Genomic DNA, 737 nt, shown 5'->3' with positions numbered 1-737 from the left:
CGATGGCGATCGACAATATCGGACCGGAGATGATCGAATTGTTGCCGGCGCTGGCAGCTTACTGTCCGCCGGCGGCAGTCATCGACAAGCACATCTATTCCCCCTGGTTCGAAGGGCGCCTCAGGGCCTTTCTGATGGAACGCGAGATCGACACGCTGGTCGTCACGGGAGGCGAAACCGACGTATGCGTCCTGGCCACCGTTCTCGGGGCTATCGATTTCGGCTATCGCGTGGTGCTCGTCACCGACGCATTGTGCAGTTCTTCCGACGCAACGCATGACGCGCTGCTTACCGTCTATCACCAGCGCTTCGCGCAGCAGGTCGAGACAGTCGAGATGGAAACGGTTCTCTCGAACTGGACTTGACGCCACTGTAGCATCGGCCTTCCCTGCGGGGTCTGTAGTGCTTATCTGTCCCCATCGCGGACACTGGAGCAGGCAAAGACGTGGCGCAACGATCGGGCAGTGCGGATCTCCCTCTTCACGGTGGACGCGTGCCGAAATGGCTGGGCGACCGCATGACGCGTCTCGGTGCCGTCATGTGCGAGGCGATCATCCATCACTATGGCCGCAACGAATTGCTGCGGCGTCTGGCGCATCCGTTCTGGTTCCAGTCCTTCGGCGCGGTCATGGGCATGGATTGGCATTCGTCCGGCATCACCACCAGCGTCGTCGGCGCCTTGAAGCGCGGCCTCACGCCGTTGTCCGGCGAACTCGGCATCCACGTCTGCGGCGGCC

General features: G+C 62.1%; 2 protein-coding genes. Both read left to right on the top strand.

All coding sequences use genetic code 11. The features are described from left to right. A partial coding sequence (locus X744_RS139750) for an isochorismatase family cysteine hydrolase (protein ID WP_023763236.1) occupies window positions 1-365 on the top strand: 365 nt, incomplete at its 5' end. An 80-nt stretch (window positions 366-445) separates the two neighbouring features. Next, the coding region (locus tag X744_RS0139220; RefSeq protein WP_156938664.1) for a DUF763 domain-containing protein at window positions 446-737 on the top strand (292 nt) is incomplete at its 3' end.

Origin of the sequence: Mesorhizobium sp. LNHC252B00, assembly GCF_000502955.1 — a bacterium.
GTDB lineage: Bacteria > Pseudomonadota > Alphaproteobacteria > Rhizobiales > Rhizobiaceae > Mesorhizobium.
The sequence above is the reverse complement of the archived record's forward strand: the minus strand, read 5'-3'. Positions and strand labels throughout refer to the sequence as shown.